General features: G+C 62.7%; 19 protein-coding genes. 14 read left to right on the top strand and 5 right to left on the bottom strand.

Going from position 1 to position 22,824, the window contains the following annotated elements; translation table 11 throughout:
- Positions 1-208: 208 nt before the first annotated feature.
- The 8 genes from mutL to O4H31_RS00150 all read left to right on the top strand — a co-directional run bounded on the left by mutL (position 209) and on the right by O4H31_RS00150 (position 9,115).
- Positions 209-2,095, top strand: a complete 1,887-nt coding sequence (gene mutL / locus O4H31_RS00185) for a DNA mismatch repair endonuclease MutL (RefSeq protein WP_269341621.1) — start codon at positions 209-211, stop codon at positions 2,093-2,095.
- Positions 2,092-3,336, top strand: a complete 1,245-nt coding sequence (locus O4H31_RS00180; RefSeq protein WP_269341619.1) for a DNA recombination protein RmuC — start codon at positions 2,092-2,094, stop codon at positions 3,334-3,336. Before mutL ends, O4H31_RS00180 begins: the two co-directional genes overlap by 4 nt.
- Positions 3,337-4,350, top strand: coding sequence for a pyridoxal-phosphate dependent enzyme (locus tag O4H31_RS00175; RefSeq protein WP_269341617.1), 1,014 nt, complete (start codon positions 3,337-3,339; stop codon positions 4,348-4,350).
- Positions 4,351-4,487: 137 nt separating this feature from the next.
- The gene (locus tag O4H31_RS00170) at positions 4,488-5,807 is read left to right on the top strand and encodes an NAD(P)/FAD-dependent oxidoreductase (RefSeq protein ID WP_269341615.1); all 1,320 of its coding nucleotides are present in this window, start codon (positions 4,488-4,490) and stop codon (positions 5,805-5,807) included.
- Entirely contained in the window at positions 5,804-6,592 is a 789-nt protein-coding gene (locus O4H31_RS00165) for a DUF1365 domain-containing protein (RefSeq protein WP_269341613.1), read from the top strand. The genes O4H31_RS00170 and O4H31_RS00165 overlap by 4 nt, the downstream gene beginning before the upstream one ends.
- Entirely contained in the window at positions 6,589-7,824 is a 1,236-nt protein-coding gene (locus tag O4H31_RS00160) for an MFS transporter (protein WP_269341611.1), read from the top strand. The genes O4H31_RS00165 and O4H31_RS00160 overlap by 4 nt, the downstream gene beginning before the upstream one ends.
- Positions 7,821-8,387: a DUF3833 family protein gene (locus O4H31_RS00155; protein ID WP_067629629.1), complete on the top strand. Its 567-nt coding sequence runs from the start codon at positions 7,821-7,823 to the stop codon at positions 8,385-8,387. The genes O4H31_RS00160 and O4H31_RS00155 overlap by 4 nt, the downstream gene beginning before the upstream one ends.
- Positions 8,384-9,115 (top strand): SDR family NAD(P)-dependent oxidoreductase, encoded by a 732-nt coding sequence (locus O4H31_RS00150; RefSeq protein ID WP_269341607.1) that lies wholly within the window; start codon positions 8,384-8,386, stop codon positions 9,113-9,115. The genes O4H31_RS00155 and O4H31_RS00150 overlap by 4 nt, the downstream gene beginning before the upstream one ends.
- A 3-nt stretch (positions 9,116-9,118) precedes the next feature.
- Here O4H31_RS00150 and O4H31_RS00145 read toward each other — a convergent pair whose 3' ends face one another.
- The 3 genes from O4H31_RS00145 to O4H31_RS00135 are packed head-to-tail and all read right to left on the bottom strand — an operon-like array spanning position 9,119 to position 11,469.
- Positions 9,119-10,174 (bottom strand): saccharopine dehydrogenase, encoded by a 1,056-nt coding sequence (locus O4H31_RS00145; RefSeq protein ID WP_269341604.1) that lies wholly within the window; start codon positions 10,172-10,174, stop codon positions 9,119-9,121.
- Positions 10,171-10,794, bottom strand: coding sequence for a glutathione S-transferase family protein (locus tag O4H31_RS00140; protein ID WP_269341602.1), 624 nt, complete (start codon positions 10,792-10,794; stop codon positions 10,171-10,173). The genes O4H31_RS00145 and O4H31_RS00140 overlap by 4 nt, the downstream gene beginning before the upstream one ends.
- A 24-nt stretch (positions 10,795-10,818) precedes the next feature.
- Complete coding sequence (locus O4H31_RS00135; RefSeq protein WP_259984139.1) at positions 10,819-11,469, bottom strand: histidine phosphatase family protein; 651 nt, start codon at positions 11,467-11,469, stop codon at positions 10,819-10,821.
- A 162-nt stretch (positions 11,470-11,631) separates the two neighbouring features.
- Here O4H31_RS00135 and fdhF point away from each other — a divergent pair, with 162 nt between their 5' ends.
- Both fdhF and O4H31_RS00125 read left to right on the top strand, forming a co-directional pair.
- Positions 11,632-14,397 carry a formate dehydrogenase subunit alpha gene (fdhF, locus tag O4H31_RS00130; protein WP_269341597.1) on the top strand — a complete coding sequence of 922 codons (2,766 nt, stop codon included), beginning with the start codon at positions 11,632-11,634 and terminating at the stop codon, positions 14,395-14,397.
- Between the two features lie 14 nt (positions 14,398-14,411).
- Positions 14,412-15,605 carry a hydantoinase/carbamoylase family amidase gene (locus O4H31_RS00125; RefSeq protein WP_269341595.1) on the top strand — a complete coding sequence of 398 codons (1,194 nt, stop codon included), beginning with the start codon at positions 14,412-14,414 and terminating at the stop codon, positions 15,603-15,605.
- Between the two features lie 6 nt (positions 15,606-15,611).
- Here the strand turns inward: O4H31_RS00125 and O4H31_RS00120 are convergent, their stop codons facing one another.
- Together O4H31_RS00120 and O4H31_RS00115 are read right to left on the bottom strand one after the other, a co-directional pair.
- Positions 15,612-16,328: a response regulator transcription factor gene (locus O4H31_RS00120; protein ID WP_269341593.1), complete on the bottom strand. Its 717-nt coding sequence runs from the start codon at positions 16,326-16,328 to the stop codon at positions 15,612-15,614.
- Positions 16,325-18,235 carry a PAS-domain containing protein gene (locus O4H31_RS00115; protein WP_269341592.1) on the bottom strand — a complete coding sequence of 637 codons (1,911 nt, stop codon included), beginning with the start codon at positions 18,233-18,235 and terminating at the stop codon, positions 16,325-16,327. The genes O4H31_RS00120 and O4H31_RS00115 overlap by 4 nt, the downstream gene beginning before the upstream one ends.
- A gap of 114 nt (positions 18,236-18,349) precedes the next feature.
- Here O4H31_RS00115 and O4H31_RS00110 point away from each other — a divergent pair, with 114 nt between their 5' ends.
- From O4H31_RS00110 to O4H31_RS00095, 4 genes are all read left to right on the top strand, one after another.
- The gene (locus O4H31_RS00110; RefSeq protein WP_269341590.1) at positions 18,350-18,772 is read left to right on the top strand and encodes a c-type cytochrome; all 423 of its coding nucleotides are present in this window, start codon (positions 18,350-18,352) and stop codon (positions 18,770-18,772) included.
- Between the two features lie 159 nt (positions 18,773-18,931).
- Positions 18,932-20,902: an AMP-binding protein gene (locus tag O4H31_RS00105; RefSeq protein WP_269341588.1), complete on the top strand. Its 1,971-nt coding sequence runs from the start codon at positions 18,932-18,934 to the stop codon at positions 20,900-20,902.
- Positions 20,903-20,952: 50 nt separating this feature from the next.
- Entirely contained in the window at positions 20,953-21,771 is an 819-nt protein-coding gene (locus O4H31_RS00100) for an ABC transporter ATP-binding protein (protein ID WP_269341586.1), read from the top strand.
- Between the two features lie 56 nt (positions 21,772-21,827).
- Positions 21,828-22,817 (top strand): branched-chain amino acid ABC transporter permease, encoded by a 990-nt coding sequence (locus tag O4H31_RS00095; protein WP_243262196.1) that lies wholly within the window; start codon positions 21,828-21,830, stop codon positions 22,815-22,817.
- Positions 22,818-22,824: the final 7 nt, after the last annotated feature.

The following is a 22,824-nucleotide window of genomic DNA, read 5'->3' as shown; positions in this document are numbered from 1 at the left end:
AGGTGGCAAGCTCCTTCGGAGACGACTTGTACCCGGGTCGCCCGCCGCTCTGATAAGACCGGAATAACAAAAGCACCAGTGCGCCGAGTAGCCGACCCAGAAGCGGATCGCCCCAGTCTTGGCGGCGGTCCGCTGACTCTGTCGTCCCCCTCTGATAGACGCAATCCGATCTGGCAGAATCGGAATGGCCCATGCTAGGTCTTGCGGTATGCCAAGCCCGACCCCCAATATAAGCGAAAACCGCCCCGTCATCCGCCAGTTGGACGATTCCGCGATCAACCGCATCGCTGCGGGCGAGGTGGTCGAACGCCCCGCTTCCGCCGTGAAGGAACTGGTCGAGAACGCCATCGATGCGGGCGCGCGGCGCATCACCGTGGAATACGCCGACGGTGGCAAAACGATGATCCGTGTGACCGACGATGGCTGCGGCATCGCGCCCGAGGATCTGGCGCTGGCCTTGTCGCGCCACGCGACCTCGAAAATCGACGGCTCAGACCTGCTTGATATCCACACTTTCGGCTTTCGGGGCGAGGCGTTGCCGTCCCTCGGTGCTGTCGGGCGGCTGACCATCACCAGCCGAGCATCGGGGTTTGACGGGGCCGAGATCACCGTCGACGGGGGCCGTATGGGCGAGGTGCGCCCGGCGGCGCTGAACAGCGGCACCATCGTCACCCTGCGCGATCTGTTTTTCGCCACACCTGCGCGGCTCAAGTTCCTGCGCACGGACCGGGCGGAGGCGCAGGCCATCGGCGATGTCATCAAACGGTTGGCCATGGCCGAGCCCTTCGTGCGTTTCGTGCTGCGCGACGTGTCGGGGGACGGCAAAGGCCGCGATGTGTTCCGCGCCGAAGCCGAGCAGGGCGATCTCTTCGATGCGCTGCATGGCCGTTTGGCGCAGGTGCTGGGCCGAGAGTTCGCGGAAAACTCCCTGCCCATCGACGCCATGCGCGAGGGGCTGCATCTGACCGGCTTCGCTGCCCTGCCGACCTATTCGCGCGGCTCTGCCGTGGCGCAATATCTCTTCGTGAATGGCCGCCCGGTGCGGGACAAACTGCTGACAGGCGCATTGCGCGGCGCGTACTTCGATTTCCTCAGCCGAGACCGCCACCCGGCGGCGGCGCTGTTCGTGGAATGCCCGCCGACGCTGGTCGATGTAAACGTGCATCCCGCGAAATCCGAGGTGCGTTTCCGCGATCCCGGTTTGGCGCGGGGGCTGATCGTCTCGGCCCTTCGCCACGCGCTGGCGGCGGCGGGGCACCGCGCTTCGACCACCGTGGCACAGGCGACTTTGGGCGCGATGCAGCCTGAGCCGCAAGGCGCGCGGGTTTATCAGATGGACCGCGCGGGCATGGATCGGCCCAGCCCCGCCGCGCGTGAGGCTGCCTATCAGGCGCAGGCGCCGGGTTTTGCCGAAACCGCAGGCGTCTGGGGCCGGGTGGAGGGCACGCCGATGCCCGAAGCACCCGCGCCGTTCACTGCCGCGCCCGAAGGCGAGGAGGCGGCCCCCGCCCCCGACTACCCGCTCGGCACCGCGCGCGGGCAGGTGCATGAGAATTACATCATCGCGCAAACCGCCAGTGGCATGGTCATCGTCGACCAACACGCCGCGCATGAGCGGTTGGTTTACGAGAAGCTGAAGCGTCAGATGGAAGCCAACGGCGTCGCCGCCCAAGCGCTGCTGATCCCCGAGATTGTCGAGCTTTCCGCCAATGACTGCGCGCGGCTGCTGGAACTGGCGGACGAGCTTGCCAAACTCGGCCTTGGCATCGAAGCCTTCGGCGGCAGCGCCATCGCGGTGCGCGAGACGCCTGCGATCCTCGGCACCGTCAACGCCCGCGCGCTGATCCTTGATGTGCTGGACGAATTGGCCGACGGCGACAGCAGCAACATCGTGCAGGCCAAAATCGAAGCGATCCTGAGCCGCGTGGCCTGTCACGGCTCGATCCGCTCGGGCCGCTGGATGCGCGCCGAAGAGATGAACGCGCTCTTGCGCGAGATGGAGGCGACCCCGCATTCCGGTCAGTGCAACCACGGGCGGCCCACCTATGTCGAACTCAAACTCGCCGACATCGAACGGCTTTTCGGGCGCACTTGATGGAGCTTGGCGGCACGACGTTGAACCTGTCTGACCCTGTGACGCTGGCCGCCCTTGCCGGGGCCGGGCTGCTGTTGCTCATCGTTATCCTGCTGATCATGGCGGTCCGCGCCGCGGGCCGCTCGGCCCGTGTGGCGGCCCCCTTGGCACAGCAGATGCGCGTGCTTGGGGGTCATGTGCAGCAGTTGGGGCAGGGGCAGGAGCAGCTGCGCGGCGGGTTGCAGATGGTTTCGGACACACAAAGCAACACCCAAGCGCAGATGATGCAGAGCATGGAGGCGCGGCTCGCCTATGTGCAGCAGCAGATGCAGGACCGGCTGGCCGACAACGCCGCCCGCTCGGCCCGCTCGCTCGCTGAGATGCAGCAGCGCATGACCGAGACGCTGCACGGCTCGTCGAAACGCACCTCCACCAGCCTTGCGCAGTTGCAGGAGCGTCTGGCTTCAATCGACAAGGCGCAGGATAATATCACTAAACTGTCCGGCGACGTGCTGTCGCTGCAAGACATCCTCAGCAACAAGCAGACGCGCGGATCCTTTGGTGAAATCCAACTGCGCGATATCGTGTCGAAAGCCCTGCCGAGCGACAGCTATTCGCTCCAAGCCACGCTCAGCAACGGCAAGCGGCCCGATTGCCTGATCCACCTGCCCAACCCGCCGGGGCCGATTGTGATCGACAGTAAATTCCCGCTGGAGGCCTATGAGGCCCTGCGCCGCGCCAAGACCGAAGCCGAGACCCGCGCCGCCGCCCAGCAGATGAAGGTCGCCGTGCGGGTGCATCTGAATGCCATCGCCGACAAGTATATTCTGGAGGGTGAGACCGCCGAAGGCGCGTTGATGTTCCTCCCCTCTGAGGCGGTTTATGCCGAATTGCACGCCAACTTTCCCGAACTCGTCCGCGAGGGGTTTGAAAAGCGTGTTTGGATCGTCAGCCCGACGACCTGCATGGCCACGCTCAACACCATGCGCGCGATCCTGAAAGATGCGCGGATGCGCGAACAGGCAGGCGCGATCCGCAAGGAGTTGGGCAATCTGAACAAGGATGTCGAACGTCTGGCGATGCGTGTCGGCAACCTTGATCGGCATTTCAGCCAAGCGCGGCGCGATGTCGAAGAGATCAAAGTCAGCAGCGAAAAAGCCGCCAAACGCGCGGGCCGCTTGCATAATTTCGACTTCGAAGAACTGGCAGAAGACAAAACCGAGGCTATTGTTCCCCTAAGGACACCCGAAGGGAACGGCTGAATGAACGACGTGGACATTACCGGGATGACGCTGGAGGCGATGCAGACGCGAGCCGCCGCGTTGCGCAGCGATATTGTGCAAACACCGGTGGTGACGCTGTCCTCTCCCATGGTCGATGAGGTGCTGGGCGGCGCGCGGGTTGCGCTCAAGCTGGAGTGTTTTCAGCGTACCGGCACCTTCAAGGCCCGCGGCGCGCTCTCGGTGGCGCGCCAGCTTGACGACGACACGCGCGGGCGGGGCATCACCGCAGCCAGTGCCGGCAATCACGCCATCGCGGCAGGCTGGGCCGCAGCCAAGTTGGGCATCAGCGCTAAGGTGGTGATGCAGGACAATGCCAACCCTTTTCGCGTCGCCCTCGCCCGTGCCACCGGGGCCGAGGTCATCCTGAAACCCGCCGGGCAAGAGACTTTTGCCGAGGCAGAGCGGCTGGTGCGCGAAGAGGGGCGGTTCTTTATCCATCCTTTCGAGGGGCTGCACACCTCGCTCGGCACCGCCGGGGTCGGGCTGGAACTGATGGCGCAGGTGGCGGATTTGGACGCGGTCGTCGTCTCGGTCGGCGGCGGCGGGCTGATCAGCGGTGTGGCCGCCGCGGTTAAGGCGATCAACCCCGCTTGTCGGGTGTACGGCGTTGAGCCGACAGACGCTGACAGCATGTCGCGAAGCCTCGCCTCTGGCGCGCCCGTGACCATCCCCGAAGTCAATACCATCGCCGACAGCCTTGGTCCGCCGATGGCGCTGCCGTTTGGCCATGCGCTTTGTGCGGTCTATGTCGATGATGTGGTGACGGTCAGCGACGATGCGATCTGCGCCGGGATGGTCGTGCTGCAACAGGCGGCGAAATTGGCGGTGGAGCCTGCTGCCGGGGCCGCGATGGCCGGGGCGCTCGGGCCCCTGCGCGGGCAACTGGAAGGGCGGCGTGTGGGGGTGATCGTCTGCGGGGCGAATATTGATACAGACAGTTATCTGGGACAGCTCAGCCGCGGGCAAGCGGCGCTCGACAGCCTGTTGTCCTAGCGCCCTCCAAGGGGCTTTGCACGCGGTCGCGGAACTGCGTGAATTCTTCCAAGAAAATCTATCGGGCACTGCAACTTTAACTCCCCTTTACCCGTGGGTGCCCCATATCCAAAGTTCCGGACCAAAGCAGGACCCCTATGCCTTTTGAAGCTCTGAACGACAGTACCCTCCCCCGACAGCCGCTTGGTCGGCGTGTCGCCGTGATCGGCGGTGGAATTTCCGGCATGGGGGCGGCGCATATGCTGGCACCTGCGGACCGCGTCACCCTCTATGAGGCAGGGGCAAAGATCGGCGGCCATGCGCGGACGGTGATCGCGGGCAAGAATGGTGATCAGCCGGTCGATACCGGGTTTATCGTGTTCAACTATGCCAACTACCCGCATCTTGCCGAGCTCTTTGCGGAATTGGACGTGCCGGTTGTGCCGTCGAACATGAGCTTTGGCGCGTCGATTGACGGTGGGCGGCTGGAATATGCGCTGACCAATTTCAATGCGGTCTTTGCCCAGAAGCGTAATATGTTCAGTCCGCCCTTCCTGCGGATGCTGCGCGATATCGTGCATTTTAACAAAAACGCTCTGGCCGTCTCGCGCGATCCGTCGATGACCATTGCCGAGTTTCTCGACCGGCTTGGCACCGGGCGCTATTTCCGCGACTTCTATCTTTCGCCGCTTTCCGGCGCGATCTGGTCCACCCCGACCGAAAAAATCATGGACTTCCCGGCTCATGCCATGGTCAACTTTTTCGAGAACCACGCGCTGCTGAACTATTCCGGCCAGCATCAGTGGTACACGGTGAAGGGCGGCTCGCGGCAGTATGTCGACCGGTTGGAGAATGCTTTGCGCGCCAATGGCGTTGACCTGCGCACCGATTGCCCGGTGCAGGCCGTGCGCCGCACCGCGCAAGGCGCAGAGGTCCGCGCATGGGGCGGTGAGTGGGAGGCGTTTGACGAAGTGATCTTTGCCACCCATTCCGATGACACGCTGGCGATGCTTTCTGATCCGACAGAGGCCGAGAAGCGCGCCTTGGGCGCAATCCGCTATCAGCCCAACGACATCGTTTTGCACGCCGATGCCAGCATCATGCCCAAGCGGCGTTCTACTTGGGCATCTTGGGTCTATACCGAGGATCGAGAGCAGAAGTCTGACCGGATCGACCTAACCTATTGGATGAATTCGCTTCAACCGATCCCGCAGGATGATCCGCATTTCGTGACGCTCAACACCAAACGCACGATCCGCGAAGATCTGATTTATGATCAAGTCACCCTGCGCCATCCGGTCTATGACCTTGCCGCTTTAGCCGCGCAGGAGGAGGTGCGTGCGTTTAACGGCAGCCAGAATACGTGGTTCTGCGGCGCTTGGATGCGGCACGGCTTTCACGAAGACGGGCTGGCCAGTGCGGTGGATGTGGTCGAGCGGATGCAGACCGCGCGGGCGGCGCCATTGGCGGCGGAGTGACGGCGGGCGTCGATCATATCAGCGGTCAGACCTTTCATGGCCGCAAGGGCGCGGTCGAAAACCGCTTTCGCTATTCGGTCGACTATGTGATCTGCGATGCCGAGGCCACGGCGCTGAGGACGCCCGCGCTTTTCGCCCGCAACGGGGCAGGCCTGACCAGCCTGCAAGACAGCGACCACGGCGGCGCGCCGGGGCAGGGGCGTGGTGCCCTTTGGGTGCGCGAGGTTTTGGCGGCGCATGACATCGTCGGGGTCGCGCGGATTGAGCTTGTGGCGCAGCCGCGGGTGCTGGGCCATGTTTTCAACCCGGTCAGCTTTTGGCTGTGCCGCCGGGCGGATGATGCGCTGATCGCGGTGATCGCCGAGGTGACGAACACCTATGGAGACCGGCATTCATATCTGTGTCATCATGCAGACCTACGCCCGATCGCGCCCGACGACAGGCTGAAGGCCGCAAAGCTCATGCATGTCTCCCCCTTCCAAGATGTCTCGGGTGGCTATGTCTTTCGTTTTGATATCACCTCTGAGCGGATCGGCATCTGGATCGATTTCTCGGATGGGGAGAACGGGTTGATCGCCACATTGACCGGGCCGCGTGCGCCGCTGACCAATCGCGGAATCCTTTGGTCGCTGCTGCGCCGCCCTTTCGGTGCGCGGCGGGTGCTGGCGCTGATCCATTGGCAGGCGCTGAAGCTTTGGCTGAAACGGGCGGGGTTTCGCGCCCGCCCCGAGGCGCCTAATGTCGACGTATCCCGTGATGCGGCGCATGGCGCGGGTGGCCGATGACAGGACGCCCGACCCGGTTGCCCGCCTATGCGCTTTTCGCGGCATTGCTCGCGTCGGCGGGGCTGCCGATCTACATTCACGCGCCGAAGTTCTATGTCGATGAATACGGGGTCTCGCTGACGGCACTTGGGTCGGTGCTTTTTGGTTTGCGGCTGTTGGATGTGGTGCAAGACCCCGCCCTCGGTTGGTTGGCCCAAAAGCTGCGCAACAAGCGCGGCACTGCGGTGATGGTGGCGGGCGCGGTGATGGCGCTGGCGATGCTGGGGCTTTTTGCCATGCCCGCCCCGGTGGCGCCGGTGCTGTGGTTCGCGCTGATGCTGACGCTGGTGTTTTCCGCCTTCAGCTTTTTGACCATCTGTTTCTATGCCCAAGGGGTTGCCAAGGCCGACAGCCTGCCGGGGGCGGGGCATTTGACCCTTGCGCGCTGGCGTGAGACGGGCGCGCTTTTGGGGGTTTGTCTGGCCTCTGTCGCGCCTTTGCTATTGGGCGTGGGGCTGGATCGTCCCTTTGCCGGGTTTGCTGTTGGCTTTGCGATCTTGGCGCTTTGGGCCACGGTCGCCATGCGGGGCGAGTGGCGGGCGGCGGTGCTGCCGATGGAAAGTGGCTTCGGCACCGTGTTGCGCGATGCGCAGGCGCGGCGGCTGTTGTTGATCGCGCTGGTCAATGCCTCCCCGGTTGCCGTCACCTCGACCCTGTTTCTCTTCTATGTCGAACTGGCGCTTGAGGCGCCGGGGTGGGAGGGGCCGCTTTTGCTGCTGTTTTTCCTTTCAGCGGCAGCGGCGGCACCGCTTTGGGGGATCTTGGCAGAGCGGCACGGCCCGCGTCGGGTGCTGCTGGTCGCAATGGTTTTAGGCATCGCGTCCTTCGGCGGGGCGCTGTTGCTGGGGCCGGGGGATGTTGCGCTTTTCGCCTTGGTCTGTCTGGCCTCAGGCGCGGTATTGGGCGCGGATTTGACCCTTTTGCCTGCCATGTTCGCCAGCCGCATGGCGCAGATTTCCCCCTCGGCTGCCGAAGGTTTTGGCCTCTGGTCCTTCGTCTCCAAATTGACCTTGGCTTTCGCGGCTGTTGCTCTACTTCCAGCTTTAGAACGCGCAGGGCTGCAGACCGGAGCGGGAACCAGTTCCGACACATCCATATCCCTGTTGATCTGGTTCTATGCCGGTGTACCTTGCGCTTTGAAATTGCTGGCAATCGCTCTGCTCGCCAGTGCAAAAGACGTGGAGACACCGTGACAGAGCCGTTGATCTTTATCGCTGTCGGGCTTGGCCTTGGTCTATTGCTCACTTTTTTGCGCCGTCGTTTGGGGGAGTTTCATGGCCAGTCGCCAAGCGACTATGTCGACTCCTTTCCCGTTTTTGACCTGCGGTTGCATCTGCGCGATGAGATGATTTGCGAAGGCGTGATTTTCGGCCCCCTAGGCCGGGTCACCAGCAGCTTCACGGCCAAGTTCGACGTGTCTTGGGAGGGGAATGTGGCCACCGTGGCCGAAACCTTTCGCTATAACGACGGTTCGCGTCAGGAGCGCGAATGGACCGTCACATTGGGCGAGAACGGCAATTTCACCAGCACCGCCCCGGATGTAATCGGCGTGGGGCAGGGCGTTCAGGCTGGACCGACCTTGCAGCTGCGCTATCGTATCCGACTGCCCGAAGAACTGGGCAGTCATGTGCTGAAAACTGTCGATTGGATGTATCTCACCCCCGATGGCACCATCGTGAACCGCAGCCAGTTTCGGAAATTCGGGATCAAAGTAGCAGAATTGGTCGCCACGCTGCGACCGGCGGAGGAAAGATGAAAGACTGGCAAGGCAAGACCTATTGGCTTGTGGGCGCAAGCGACGGGCTTGGGGCGGCATTGGCACATCAGCTTAGCCGCACCGGGGTTGAGGTGATCCTCTCGGCCCGCTCGGAGGACAAGCTGACCGAGCTGGCGCAGGCGCTGCCGGGACGGGCGCGGGTGCGGGTCTTGGATGTGACCGATGACGCGGATGTGGCGCAGGCGGCAAAGGATGTGGGGCCAATCGACGGGTTGGTCTATCTGGCGGGGGCCTATTGGCCCTTTGGAGCGCAGGAGTGGCAGGCCGAACATGGCGTAACCATGGCCGATGTGAACTTCACCGGGCTGATGCGTGTCTTGGGGCAAGTGGTGCCAGAGATGGTCGCGCGCGACCACGGGCATATCGTCATCACCTCCAGCCTGACCGCCTATCGCGGTTTGCCCGGCTCAATCGGTTATACGGCCTCCAAGGCGGCGACCCTGTCTTTGGCAGAATCGATGCACGCCGATCTGCGCAAGACCGGCGTACAGGTTCAGGTGATCAATCCCGGTTTCATCAAGACCCAGTTGACCGACAAGAACGATTTCAAAATGCCCTTTTTGATGGAGCCGAAAGACGCCGCACGGCGTGTCTATGAGCATATGAACGGCGACAGTTTCAAACTGGATTTTCCCTACGGGTTTTCGCTGCTGTTCCGTTTGGGGCGGTTCTTGCCGGACTGGCTTTACTACCGGTTCTTCTCCTGAAGGTCAGACCTCGGCGACATGCTGATCGAACAGATCGCGCGCGCGTTGCCAGACGGGATTGTCCGTCTCCGGCAGTGCCCGCAGCGTTGGCAACAACTGGCTGGCAAAATCCTCTGAGCTTTCGCGCGGCAGCATGGACGGCAGATTGTCGATGGCCATGATATCCAACGGCGGGGCGTCATGCACACGCAGCGCAGGCTCCGCCCAAGTGGTCGCCCGATCATAGACCTGCACCGGATTGAAAGCGCTGTCGGGGTCGCAGGCAATGTCGCCGATCACCCGCAGGGCGCGCTTTGCCTTAGGAGCATCGGGGCGGACGAAGGCGGGAGTGTCTGGCCCTGCGAGGATGCAGTTGAAGAAATAGGCATGATTAAGGATTTCAGGGAACGGCCCGCCGTGGGCGGTCTCTGCCATGTCCCAGCCGGTGACGGGGATGCCCAAAGCAGCGCAAAGATCGCTCGCCCCGCGCCCCACGCGGCCCAAAGCGCCGATGACCAGCGCACGGTCGCCGCTCGCGTCGACTTGGGCGAGTTCTTCGGTCAATGCGGCTTTCAGGGCTTCGGCGTCAGCGTAGGGCGCAACCGGCCCGCAAGTCTCCCCGCGCAGCTGTGCGATGCGGCATTTGACCGAGACGGCTGCCCCCGCAAAGCCCGCCCAATAGCCAAAGGCGGCAACGCGGCGGCCATTGTCATCGGTCAGGTATTCCAAATCCAGCAGCGTGCCACCGCCCGCCTTGAACCGCTCCAATAGTTTGCGGCCCGAGGATTGGCCTTTGTAGGCGTGGCCGAACATAATGTGGGTATGGGGCAGGGGCGTCCCGTCTTCGGGCAGTTCCTTCAGACCAAAGATCACCGCATCGCGCGGGGCGTCGGGCCAGCTATGCGCGGGGACGATCTCGCAGCCCGCCTGCGCATAGGCGGCGGTGGGGATAACGCGGCTGTCGCTGTCTTCGACGCTCATCTTCATGCCGGATGCGATCAGCGCGGCGGTCCCTTCGGGCGTCAGCCCGGTGCGGGTCTCATTGTCGCGCTGTTCGGCGCGCAGCCACAGATGGGTCATGCCAACATTCCCTTCGCGCGCACGGCCTTGACGCTGGCACGGTTTTCCATCCGGGCGGCGAAGGCATCAAGCCGTGGGTAAGCCGCGCGGTCGACCCCATCACCAGCCAGCCATCCCGAGACGACAAAGAGATAGGGATCGGCCAGCGACAGGGCATCGCCTGCAACGAAGTCGCCCCGGAAGGCATGGTTTTCGACATAGGCCGCGCAATCGGCCATGGTCTGCGGCACCTTGGCTTTCATGTCGTCAAAGCTCGATTGCTGATCGGCCCAGCGGTGGCCGCGCATCTTATGAGCATGGGCCACATGCATGGTCGAGGCGAGGTAGTACATCACCCCGCGCATATGGGCCGCGAGTTCAGGGTCAGCCGGGACCAGCGCCGCCTCGGGCGCACGGGCTGCGACATAGTCCAAAAGCGCGCCGGTCTCGGTCAGGGTGGTGCCCGCTTCGGTCACGAGGGTCGGCACGCGGCCCTTGGGGTTCAGCGCCAGATAGGGCGCGCCGGTTTGTTCGGCAGCGGCGAAATCGACCTTCACCGGCTCATAGTCCAGCCCCGCTTCTTCAAGGGCGATGGCAACGGCGACTGAGATCGTGCCGGGGGCGTAGTGAAGTTTCAGCATGGGTCAGCCTTTCGCGGCGAGGGGTTACATATGCGTTTGTGCAAGGCGGCGGTCGGGGCGGTCAAGATGCGGCACGGCGTTGAACAGCACGGGCGACCAATGCCCGCCGATGGGAAAGAGCCGGTGCATCGAAGTATGCATGATCGCCAGCGCAAGCCGCGCCATTGCCGGAATGCCCACCCCCATGGCCTGTGCCATCGCCAGAGAGATCAGCCCGCCCGAAGTCACCACCAGCGCCGGGCCTTCACCTTCGGCAATTTCAGCCAGAGCCGATTGCACCCGCGTTTCAAAGTTCTCATAGGTTTCGGGCGTGTCGGCAAGCTTGCCCGCTTTCCAATAGTCAAAGACCTGCGGCAGGTGATGCACAAACTCGCCCGCGCGGGGAAAGGGCACCTTGTGCTGCTGCTCCATCAGATTGGCGAGGGTGAAATACTCCAACTCGTTCAGCCGTGCGTCGCGAATGGGTTCCAGCCCGGTGTTCATCCCCTCCGCCGTCTCGATGTGGCGGGTCAACGTGCCGGTATAAAGCCGCGTGTGGTGGGTTTCACTCTGGCGCAAATGGTCGCCCAGCCACGCGGCCTGCTCATGACCCAGCGGGCTGAGACGGTCATAGCTCAACTCGTCCTTGGCGGTGGAATTGGCTTGGCCGTGGCGGATCAGGGTAATGTGGGACATCAAAGGGCTTTCACTGTTCGCCCAAGTGATAGGGCAGCTTGTCGGGCCATACAATGCAATGCACCGCCGCGGCGTTTATCCGTGACGGGGTGTCGGGATTGGCCCCTGACAAGGGCCGAGTTTTGCTTATAGTTTGGGCAATAGCTAGCGGGAGGGGCAGCCATGGCCGAGAGGATCACATTCACGCTTGATGGGCAAACCGTTGAGGCAGAGGCTGGCATGACCATTTGGGAAGTGGCCAACGGTCGGGGTTTGAGAATTCCGCATCTGTGCCACAAACCCGCGCCCGGCTACCGCCCCGACGGCAACTGCCGCGCCTGTATGGTCGAGATCGAAGGAGAGCGGGTGCTGGCGGCCTCCTGCATCCGCGAGCCTGCCGAGGGGATGGTCGTCACCACTAACAATGCGCGCGCCGAGAATGCCCGCAAAATGGTGATGGAGCTGCTGCTGGCCGATCAGCCCGCGCAGGACGTGGCCCATGACAAGTCGAGTCACATGCGCGACATGGCGGCCCTGAGCGGGGTGGAGAGCAGCCGTTTCCCCAAGCTAGAGCGGGACCGGATACCGCTTTTGGACGACAGCCATGTGGCAATGCGTGTAAACCTTGATGCTTGCATCCAGTGCAACCTCTGCGTCCGCGCCTGCCGCGAGGTGCAGGTCAACGACGTGATCGGCATGGCCGGGCGCGGGCATGATGCCTATCCGGTTTTCGACATCGACGATCCGATGGGCGCGTCGACCTGTGTGGCTTGCGGCGAATGCGTGCAGGCTTGCCCGACGGGGGCGTTGATGCCCGCCACGGTGGTCGATGAAGCGCAGGTAGGTGACTCAGCAAATTACGACGACGAAGTCGCCAGCGTCTGCCCCTTCTGCGGCGTCGGCTGTCAGATTTCGCTCAAGGTGAAGGACAACAAGGTCAAATACGTCGAAGGCATCAACGGCCCGGCGAACGAAGGACGGCTCTGCGTCAAGGGGCGCTTTGGCTTTGACTATATCCACCACGACCACCGCCTGACCAAACCGCTGATCCGCCGCGACGACGCGCCCGCCAAGGGGCTGAACGTCGATCCCGGCAACTGGAGCGAGGTTTTCCGCGAGGCCACATGGGACGAGGCACTGGATTTCGCCGCCAAGGGGTTGAAAGGGCGCGGGCGCGAGGTGGCGGGTTTCGGCAGCGCCAAATGCACCAATGAAGAAGCCTATCTGTTCCAAAAGATGATCCGTCAGGGCTTTGGCCATAACAACGTCGATCACTGCACGCGGCTCTGCCATGCCTCATCCGTGGCGGCGCTGATGGAGAATGTGGGTTCGGGTGCAGTGACGGCGACCTTCAACGAGATCGAGAATGCCGATGTGGCGATCGTGATCGGGGCCAACCCGGTTGAGAACCACCCCGTCGCCGCGACCTATTTCAAGCAATTCACCAAACGCGGTGGCAAGCTGATCGTGATGGACCCCCGCGGTGTGGGGCTGCGGCGCTTCGCCAGCCATATGCTTCAATTCCGCCCCGGCACCGATGTGTCGATGCTCAATGCGATCATGCATGTGATCGTTGAAGAGGGGCTGTATGACGCGCAATATATCGCGGCCTATACCGAGAATTGGGAGGCCGAAAAAGCGCACCTAAAGGATTTCAGCCCCGAAAAAACGGCCCCGATCTGCGGTATCGAAGCCGACGTGCTGCGCGATGTTGCGCGGACCTTTGCAGGGGCCAATGCGGCGATGATCTTTTGGGGCATGGGGGTGAGCCAGCACATCCACGGTACCGACAATTCGCGCTGCCTGATCTCTCTCGCGCTGATGACTGGCCAGATTGGACGCCCCGGCGCTGGGCTGCATCCGCTTCGGGGGCAGAACAACGTGCAGGGCGCGTCGGATGCGGGGCTGATCCCGATGTTCCTGCCCGATTATCAGCCCGTCGGCGACGATGGGGTGCGCAGTGCGTTTACCGAGGTTTGGGGCTCGGGCGATTTCAGCGCCAAGAAGGGGCTGACCGTGACCGAGATCATGGACGCGGTGCATGATGGGGACATCAAGGCGATGTATGTGCTGGGGGAAAACCCGGCGATGTCGGACCCCGATGTCGACCATGCGCGCGATGCGCTGGCCAAACTGGATCACCTTGTGGTGCAGGACATTTTCCTCACCGAGACGGCGAATTACGCCGACGTGATCCTGCCCGCCTCTGCCTTCGCCGAGAAGACTGGCACGGTGACCAACACCAACCGGCAGGTCCAGATGGGCCGCACGGCGGTGACGCCCCCGGGGGAGGCGCGCGAGGATTGGTGGATCGAGGTCGAACTAGCGAAGCGGCTGGGCCTTGGCTGGTCCTACGAAAGCCCGGCGGATGTCTTTGCCGAGATGAAGCGCAACATGGCCTCGCTCGACAATATCACATGGGACCGGCTGGCGCAGGAGAATGCGGTGACCTACCCGTCGCTCAGCGAAAACGATCCCGGGCAGGCGATTGTCTTTAGCGAGGGTTTCCCGCGTCCCGAAGGCCGTGCCAAATTCACCCCCGCCGCGATCGTGGCCCCTGATGATGTGCCCGATGCGGAGTATCCGATGATCCTGACCACGGGGCGACAGTTGGAGCATTGGCATACCGGGTCGATGACCCGGCGGTCCAAGGTACTCGACGGGCTGGAGCCGGAGGCGAATTGCTCTTTGCACCCGTCGACCCTGCGTCGCCTCGGCGTCGCCCCGGGCGAACATGTGCGGCTGTCGACCAAGCGCGGCAGTATCGAGATCATGGCCCGCGCGGATCGCGCGGTCGCGCCCGATATGGTCTTCCTGCCCTTCGCCTATGTCGAAGCGGCGGCGAATATCCTGACAAATCCAGCGGTTGACCCCTATGGCAAGATCCCGGAGTTTAAGTTCTCTGCCGTTAGGGTGGAGGCGGCAAAAGGGGCCGTCGCCGCCGAGTAAAGAAAGTTTTAAAGATGAAGATTGATGCCGCCCGATTTTTGAAAGACCTGCACGACCTGCGTGCCATTGGCGCGGCGGGTGTGGGCAAGGGCGTGGTGCGCCCGGCCTATTCCGCTGCCGATGTGGAGGCGCGGGAATGGCTTACTGGGCGGATGCGCGATGCGGGGCTGACCGTTGAGGTCGACGCCATGGGCAACCTCTTTGGCTTGGCCGAAGGGCCGTCGATCCTGCTGGGGTCGCATTCCGACAGCCAGCCCGAAGGCGGCTGGCTTGACGGTGCCTTGGGCGTGATTGCCGCTCTCGAAGTTGCCCGCGCAGCGGGTGAGGCCGGAGGGCCTGCGGTCTCGGTCGTGTCGTTTCAGGACGAAGAGGGGCGCTTTGGCGTGACCACCGGTTCGACGGTCTGGTCCGGCGCTTTGGATCAGGTGGATGCTGACGGTCTCACCGATCATGCTGGGGTCAGTTTGGCGGAGGCGCGCCGCGCGGTGGCGGGTATGGTCACCGGCCCGGTCGATCCCGCGCAGTTCACCGGCTATATCGAGTTGCACATCGAACAAGGGCCGACGCTGGATGACAGCGGTGAGCAGATCGGTGTGGTCAGCGACATCGTCGGCATCCGCGATATGAAGGTGACCTTTGAAGGCCAGCAAAACCACGCGGGCACCACGCCGATGGCGGTGCGCAAGGATGCCTTTCAAGCGGTATCTGCCTTCAACAGCCTGCTTAATGACCGGCTGCGCAATGTAGTGACGCCAAGCACCGTCTGGACGATAGGCCATGTCAGCCTGCACCCCAATGCCTCGTCCATCGTGCCCGGCAAGGCGGTGTTTTCCATGCAGTGGCGGGACGGCGACAGCGATCGTCTGGGGCGGATGGAGAAGATCATCCGCGAGACCGCCGAAGAGGTTGCCCAGACACGTGGGATGGAGCTGTCTTTTGGTCCGATGTTGGGGTTGGAGCCGGTAGCGATGGATACCCGACTGCGCGACGCCCTGGCCGAGGCGGCGGAAACGGTAGCGCCGGGCAAGTGGCGCAAGATGCCCTCGGGCGCTTTGCATGACGCGACCAATGTGGCGCGGCTGATGCCCGTGGCGATGTTGTTCGCGCCGTCGATCAACGGGATCAGCCATGCTTTCGAAGAGGACACAGCCGAAGACGATCTGGTCGCGGCGGTCGAGGTGCTGGGCCGGGCCGTCGCGGCGCTTTGAGCGCCGTCAGTCCCAGTTCACATCGCCAAGGAAGATATAGCCCGCGCCATAGATCGTCTTGATCAACTGCGGGTTCTTCGGGTCTTCGCCAAGCTTCGTGCGCAGCCGCGAGATGCGCACGTCCATCGCGCGGTCAAAACTTTCGGAAGCCACGCCGCCAAGGCTTTCTTGCATCTGCGCACGGCTGATCAGCCGTTTCGGTGCGTCTAGGAAAAGGCGCAGCACCTCGCCTTCGGCGTGAGAAAATGTCACCTCGGTGCCTTTCGCATCCTGCAAGACATAGCGGTCGAAATGCGCGGTCCAGCCGTTAAACCGCGCGGTGGTGCCGGCCTGTGGGGTGGGCTTGGCACTGCGCAGGCGGGCGCGGATGCGGGCGACCACTTCCGCCGGATCGAAGGGTTTGATGATATAATCATCGGCCCCCAGTTCCAGCCCAGTCACCCGGTCCTGCACCTGCGCACGGCCCGAGATGATGATCACGATCGCGCCTTGCTCCAGCGCCAGCCGGTGGACCAGCGTCAGCCCGTCGGTGTCGGGCAGGCTGAGATCGACAAGGCAGACATCGGGCGTATGGCTGGCCAAGGCGGCCTCAAAAGCCCGTGCACGGCCAAAGCTGAGCGTATCGAAACCGGCTTCCTCCAGTGTGTCCGACAGCATTTGACGGATCTCGGGTTCGTCATCCAGAATGGTGACCAGCGGGCGCGGGGCGGTATCACGGCTCATGGGGCGGTGGCTTTCAAAGGGGCGATCAACGCTTGCAGATCGTCTTTTTCAAAGGGTTTGCGCAGCACCGGCGCGAGGGTTTGCGCCTCGACAAACAGCGGGTGATCGGCGGGCAGAGAGGTCATCAGCAACAGTGGCAGGCTGCTGCCGACACGGAGGGCAAGGTCGATGCCGGTGCCTTCGCCGGTGAGTTGGATGTCAGAGAGGACAAGAGTGATGTCGGGCAGATCAGCGATCAGGGCCGTGGCCTCATCTGCGCTGGTGGCCTCAATCACCGAATGGCCTTGATCCATCAGCATGTCCCGCACCACGGCGCGAATGTCGGTGGTGTCTTCGACCAGCAGCACCAGACCCGTCGTGGCCGGCACGGCGGCGCGGTAGGGCAGACGCAGGCTGATCTGCGCGCCGCCCTCGGGGGCATTGCTCAGCCGCAGATCGCCGCCGGCGGATTTGGTCATGTCGTAGACCATCGACAGACCCAGCCCCGACCCCTCGCGGCCCTTTGTGGTGAAGAAGGGCTCGACCCCACGCTCCAGCGCAGAGGGCGAAAAGCCCGGCCCAGTGTCGTGGATCACCCATTCGACCCAAGTGTCATGCACCAGCCGCTGAGTTAGGGTGATGGTGCCACGCGCGCCGCAGGCGTCGCGGGCGTTAAGGATGAGGTTCAAAAGCGCATCCTGCACGCGGCCTTTGTCGAGTAGCACCGACCCCTCCGGCGCGTCATTGCGCACCACCAGCGCGCATTTCGGGGGCAGGGTCGGGGCGGCGAGGGTGGAAAGCTCGTTCAAGAGGTCGGTGATATCGGTGGCCGCAGGGCGCAGGGCGCGGGGTTCGGTCACATCAGCGATGGAGCTGAGCAGCGTGCCGCCCCGCCGGGCCGCGGCCAAGGTCCCTTCGACCAATTCGCCCGCTTGCGCCGGCATGTCGGGCAGCCGGGCGAGTTTCGACTGCATCCCCAGAATGATGGTCAAAAGGTTCGAAAAGTCATGCGCCAGCCCAGAGATCATGCGAGAGGCCAACTCGCGTTTCAGTGTCTGTTGCAGGGCGACGCGGGTCTGGGTCTCTTCGGTGATGTCCATCGACAGGATATAGACCCCGCCGCGCCCATCGGGGGTGAAGGCACCGCGTATCCGGCGGGCAGAGGCGTCATGAGTGAACTCGATCACCGCCGGGCTGCCCGCATAGGCTTGGGTCAGCGCGGGTTTGATCCGCCCATAGGCGGAGGCCCCGAGCGCGTCGCTGATGTGCAGACCGTAGATATTGCTGGGCCGCCCCGGCATCACACTGCTCAGACGGCGGTTGGAATAAATGTAGCGGCCATTCTCGTCGACATGGGCGATATGGGCGGGCATCATCTCGGTCGTGAGGCGAGTGCGGGCTTCGCTTTCGGTGACCTGCCGTTTGGCTTCTTCCAGCGCCGTGATCGTCGCTTCGAGTTTGCGGTTGCTAGCGGCGAGTTGTTCGGCATGGGAGAGCAGTTGATCGCTCAGCGCATCGGACCGCGCGCGCAACAGCGCCTCTTGCCGTTTGGTGTTGGTGATGTCGGTATAGACCGTGACCCAGCCGCCCTGCGGCAGCGGGGAGCCTTCGACGCTGATGGTGCGCCCGTTCGCGCGGGTGCGTTCCATGTAATGCGGCACAAAAGCCTGCGCTTGTTCGACACGCTCGGCCACGAAGGCATCGACATCCGAGACCTCGCCATATTCGCCGGTTCCGGCAAGGTGGCGGATCGTATCCTCAAAGGGCGCGCCGGGGGTGACCAGTTCATCGGGCAGGTCGAACATGGATTGAAACGGCCCGTTGCAGACCGCAAGGCGCAAGTCGCTGTCATAGATCGTCAGCGCCTGAGCGATCAGGTTCAGACCGGCTTGGGTCAGGGCTTTGGTTTGGTCATCGGTGATCTGCATTGGCATCCGTCGACGGTAGGGCCAGCACCGCGCAGAGGAAAGGCCAAATGGCGCTTGACCTTCTTGCGCTGGAGGCCCGGAGAAGCGCGGCAAATGAAACCCGAAAGGCAGAGCATGGACAAGAACTTTGGAATGGTGGCGGTGGCTGCGGTGGTCGCGATTGGCGGATATATGTGGTGGCGTGCCGAAGAGGCCCCGGCCCCCACAACAAGCGGCGCGACGATGGCAGCCGTCACCTTGCCGGACAGCCTGAGCGAGCAGGCGCAGATCGGCGCGCGTGCATTTGAAGCGAAATGCTCGGCCTGTCACGGGGTCAACGCCGCCGGGCGCGAAGGCGCAGGCCCGCCGCTGATCCATAAAATATATGAACCCAGCCACCACGGCGACGGCGCTTTTCTGGTCGCGGCAACCAATGGCGTACGCCAGCATCACTGGTCTTTCGGCAATATGCCCCCGGTGGAAGGGATCACTCAGGCCGAGGTTAAATCCATCGTGACCTATGTGCGCGAGGTGCAGCGTGCCAACGGCATCGACTAGCCGCGAAGGGTGCTAAATCGCGCTGTAACAATTCGTTAGGATTCGGAAAAGATCAGGAAAAAGTTGACCTCCACACCTAAGACAACGTCACTTGTGAGATCATAGAATCGCACAAGCGATCGAACCCGCCGGGGAGGGCGGGCATGGGAGGAAGACAATTTGGCTAAGCCGCTGACGCGTGCCGACGGACCTCAGTCCGTGCCGGCGCTGTTGCATCGCAACGCAAGTGAATTCGCAAACGCCCCCGCTTATCGGGAGAAGGAATACGGGATCTGGCAAAGCTGGACCTGGTCGCAGACCCGCGACGAGGTTGAGGCGCTGGCGCTCGGATTTCTGGAGCTGGGACTGGATGAGGGCGATTTCGTCGCTGTTATCGGGCGCAACCGACCATACCTCTATTGGGCGATGATGGCGGCGCAGATGGCTGGCGCCATCCCCGTGCCGCTTTACCAAGACGCCAACGCCGAAGAGATGGCCTATGTCATGGGCCACTGCGGGGCGCGCATCGCCGTGGTGGGCGATCAGGAGCAGGTCGACAAGATCATCGAAGTGCAGGCGCAGCTGCCCGACTTTGAGCGGATGGTCTATCTCGACCCGCGGGGCCTGCGTAAATACGACCACTCCAAGCTTGACCAATACAGCGCCGTGCAGGAACTGGGCCTTGCCAACCGCGAGAAGCACATCGCCGAGTTGGAGGCGCGTCAGGCCAAGCTGAATTACGACTCGACCGGCGTGATGCTTTACACCTCGGGCACCACCGGCAAGCCCAAGGGCGTGGTGTTGAGCAACCGCAACGTGATCGAGACGGCGAAGTCGTCTTCGGAATTCGACAACCTCAAACGCAATGATGAAATCCTCGCCTATCTGCCGATGGCATGGGTTGGGGATTTCATCTTCTCCGTAGGCCAAGCGCTTTGGACCGGGTTTTGCACCAACTGCCCTGAAAGCGCCGACACCATGCATGTCGACCTGCGCGAGATCGGGCCGACCTATTACTTCGCTCCGCCCCGGGTGTTCGAGACGCAGCTGACCAGCGTTATGATCCGCATGGAGGACGCGAGCCGCTTTAAGAAATGGCTTTTCGACACTTTCATGGCCCATGCCCGCAAGGTTGGCCCCGCGATTCTGGACGGCAAAAAGGTGTCGTTCATGGACCGTGCGAAATATGCGCTGGGCGAGTTGATGATCTATGGCCCGCTGAAAAACACGCTGGGGTTCAGCCGCGTGCGCGTCGGCTATACGGCGGGCGAGGCGATCGGGCCTGAAATCTTCGATTTCTACCGCTCGCTCGGCATCAATCTCAAACAACTCTACGGCCAGACCGAGGCGACGGTGTTCATTACCGCGCAGCCCGATGGCGAGGTGCGCAGCGATACCGTGGGCGTGACCTGCCCGGGCGTGGAGTTGAAAATCGCGGACAATGGCGAGGTCTTCTACCGCTCGCCGGGTGTCTTCGTGGAATACTACAAGAACCCCGAAAGCACCGCAGACACTAAAGATGCCGAAGGCTGGGTCGCCACGGGCGACGCGGGCTTTATCGAGGAGGGCTCGGGCCACCTGCGCATCATCGATCGCGCCAAGGACGTGGGCCAGATGGCCGATGGACGGCTCTTTGCGCCGAAATATGTGGAGAACAAGCTCAAGTTCTTCCCCAACATCCTTGAGGCCGTGGTTTTCGGCAACCAGCGCAACGAATGCACTGCCTTCATCAACATTGACCTGACGGCGGTCGGCAACTGGGCGGAGCGTAACAACATCGGCTACGCCTCTTACCAAGAACTCGCGCGGCATCCGCAGGTGATGGACACGATCCAAAGCCATGTAGAGGAGGTGAACCGCTCGGTCGCCGAAGACGAGATGCTTTCGGGGTGTCAGGTGCACCGCTTTGTCGTGCTGCACAAAGAGTTGGACGCCGACGACGGTGAGTTGACCCGCACCCGCAAAGTGCGCCGCAAGATCATCGAAGAGAAATACGCCGATATCATCACCGCGCTTTATGACGGCTCCAAACAGGTCAGCACCGAGACGGAGGTGACCTATGAGGACGGCCGCAAGGGCTCGATCAAGGCGACGCTCGAAATTCGCGACGCCGCGGTGCAGCCGACCAGCCACAAGATGGCGGCGGAATGAGCGCGGCTCAGGCCAGCGCCGGGCAGGCGGGAACTATGGAAAGGGACAGCGTGAAAGATCAGGCTGACAGCTATGTCACCGAGGACGGCCGCACAATCGGCCCGACGGTGATGGAGATGAAGAATATCACCCTGCGCTTTGGCGGCGTGGAGGCGATCAAGGACATCTCATTCGACATCCGCGAGGGCGAAATCCGCGCGATCATCGGGCCGAACGGGGCGGGCAAGTCCTCAATGCTCAATGTTATCAGCGGCTTCTATGTTCCTCAGGAGGGTGAGGTTTGGTACAAAGGCGCGCAGCGCCCGCCGATGAAGCCGTTTCAGGTGGCGCAGCAGGGCATTGCCCGGACCTTTCAGAACATCGCGCTTTTTGAGGGCATGTCGGTGCTCGACAACGTCATGACGGGCCGTCTGACCCAGATGAAATCGGGGCTGCTGGCGCAGTCCCTGTGGAAGGGCAAGGCCGAGCGCGAAGAAGTGGAGAACCGCGAGATCGCCGAGAAGGTCATCGACTTTCTGGAGATTCAAGCGATCCGCAAAACCCCGGTCGCGCGTCTGCCTTACGGACTGAAAAAGCGTGTTGAACTGGCCCGCGCCTTGGCGGCGGAGCCGACGATCCTGCTGCTCGATGAGCCGATGGCGGGCATGAACGTCGAGGAAAAAGAGGACATGTCCCGCTTCATCCTCGATGTGAACGACGAATTCGGCACCACCATCGCGCTGATTGAGCACGACATGGGCGTGGTCATGGATTTGAGCGACCGCGTGGTCGTGATGGACTATGGCCGCAAGATCGGTGACGGCTCGCCGCATGACGTGCGCAACAATCAAGAGGTGATCGACGCCTATCTGGGGGTGGCCCATGACTGAGGCCCGTTTGATCACTCGCAATGACACTGCCGTTCTGACTTTGGGGAGGGCCAATGATGCCTGAGCAACTGGCGTTTACAATCGAAGTCTTCATGAACGGGCTGATGGCCGGGGTGCTCTATGCGCTCGTCGCCCTTGGCTTCGTGCTGATCTACAAGGCTTCGGGCATTTTCAACTATGCCCAAGGCGTCATGGCGCTCTTTGCCGCGCTGACGTTGGTCGGGATCATGGAGGGGCAGGTGCCCTTCAGCCATTTGATCAACGCCATCCTCGGCACCGAAGTACATCACTTCGGCTGGCATGTGCCTGCCTTCCTCGCCATCGTGTTGACGATGATCGTGATGATCGTGCTGGCCTATTGCGTGCAGCGTTTCGTGTTCCGCTACCTCGTGGGACAAGAGCCGATCATTCTGTTCATGGCCACCATCGGTCTGGCCTATTTCCTCGAAGGCGTGGGCGACCTGATGTGGGGGTCCGAGATCAAGACCCTCGACGTGGGCCTGCCGCAGGGCATCAACGTCTGGATCGACGAATTCACCTTTGAGGCCACCGGCTACGGCTTCTTTATCGACAACCTCGATATCGTGGCCTCCATCGTCGCGGCGATCCTCGTGATCGGGTTGGTGATGTTTGCGCAATACACCAAACAGGGCCGCGCCATGCGGGCTGTGGCGGATGACCATCAGGCCGCGCTGTCGGTGGGGGTCTCGCTCAACTTCATCTGGATCTTGGTCTGGTCGCTGGCGGGTTTCGTGGCGCTGGTTGCGGGCATCATGTGGGGCGCTAAATCGGGCGTGCAGTTCTCGCTGTCGCTGATCGCGCTCAAGGCGCTGCCGGTGCTGATGCTGGGTGGCTTCACCTCGATCCCCGGCGCGATTGTCGGCGGGCTGATCATCGGTGTGGGTGAGAAACTGTTCGAGTTCCTGATCGGTGCCCCCTTCCTTGGCGGCGCGACCGAGAACTGGTTCGCCTATATGCTGGCGCTGGTCTTCCTCGTCTTCCGCCCGCAGGGCCTGTTTGGGGAGAAGATCATTGAGCGCGTTTGATACAGGC

This window comes from Sulfitobacter dubius, from assembly GCF_027214245.1.
GTDB lineage: Bacteria > Pseudomonadota > Alphaproteobacteria > Rhodobacterales > Rhodobacteraceae > Sulfitobacter > Sulfitobacter dubius_A.
The sequence above is the reverse complement of the archived record's forward strand: the minus strand, read 5'-3'. Positions and strand labels throughout refer to the sequence as shown.